Origin of the sequence: Coleofasciculus sp. H7-2 (genome assembly GCF_042747725.1) — a bacterium.
In the GTDB taxonomy this organism is placed as follows: Bacteria; Cyanobacteriota; Cyanobacteriia; order Cyanobacteriales; family FACHB-T130; genus FACHB-T130.
Window position 1 is genome coordinate 1 of the sequence record NZ_JBHZGO010000075.1, and the last position, 1,362, is coordinate 1,362.

The window sequence follows — 1,362 nt, forward strand, 5'->3', positions numbered from 1 at the left end:
CGGGACTTAAACAGATTTCAAGCCCAAATAAAGCCCAAAGCAGCTTGATAAGCAACGAATACGTCGTGATTGTGGTGCAACCACTCCACGAAACGGAAAGACATCGCTGTCCGAAACGCTGATAAGGCATCAGTAAAGGTGTTTAAAGGTTTATTCGCCCACCTTCGTCTTAGTCCTCCTGTTAAGGTGTGCCACAAAATGAAAGTGTAAGCACAAAACACGAGAATAAAATGTCTCAAGAGGCTTCGTTTGTCCCGGACTTGATACTCATGAAGTCCTAACCAGCCCTTAGCTTCTCGATAGAAAACTTCCACCCAGTTTCTTTGACAATAAGTTGTTACTATCCACTCAGCTGTGGCAAGAGATGAGTCAACATTGGTAATCAAATAGTCAATATCACTAGTTTGGTCGAAGGTTGAGGCATTCATAACGATAGCAATTGTTCTCGTTCCTTCGAGCTGTGACAGTTCAACTTCCACAGTTGCCACCCAAACAGTTTTCGGTTTATCTAGATTGAGTTGAACCGGGGCAAAATCTTCAATAGACAAGGATTGGGCTAATTTATCTAAGCGAATCCCCTCTCGTTTATTTGCCGATGTTTCGATGCTCACTTTGCGGTTTTTGGCTAATCCCCCCAGATACTTGAGTTTCCTTTTTTCTAGCTCCAACAGAAATGTTGTGTTATTTCCATACCCGCCATCAATTAATACGATACCTGGTCGATATCCTCTCGTAAGGCTTCGGTCAATTAACGCTAATGCTAGCTCCGGCTTTTTCTTGAATTCAATATCTTTTTTTCCCTGAGGTAAAGAACTGGCGTGTTGATATAACTCTATATCTAACGGTAGGCTTTTTTTACCATCATATAGATGAGTTGTTACCACCACTATTCCGTTCTCAGTTTTCCCGATTTCTCCTATGTACTGCCGTCCCACTCCCGCTGTAAAATTGCCACTTTTTCTATGTCCTGAATCGTCCACAATTAACGTGAATCCTCTACCGATTCGGGTTTGGCTACATTGATTCATCACAAGAAGGCGACGTTCATTTATCTGTTTCGCATCCCAGGGTGCTTCCGTCAAAAAATGGTGTAATCGGTGGTATTTCACTCCCACCGCGTTATCCGCCATTTGTGATAGGTTTTTTCTTTCACTTTCCCCGCAATTATCCCCCGATATAGTTCCTAAACTCCCGTTTTTGGGCTTGATGCCTCCACATATCATCAAAGCGTTTACACCATCTATCAAAGCAAGGGGGCATGGCGGCGGGAGTTGTCTGTTTCATCGGGAGAAACCTCGACGTGAACTGTTTACTCTGCAAGCATTATACTTTCTTTTCCTTTTGATTTTCGTTTAAGTCCCG

The 1,362-nt window shown here is 43.0% G+C and carries 1 pseudogene; it reads right to left on the minus strand.

The annotated features are described in order from the left end of the window. Positions 1-17: 17 nt before the first annotated feature. A pseudogene (locus ACFW2W_RS15105) lies at positions 18-1,284 on the minus strand (IS701 family transposase). Between the last annotated feature and the right edge of the window lie 78 nt (positions 1,285-1,362).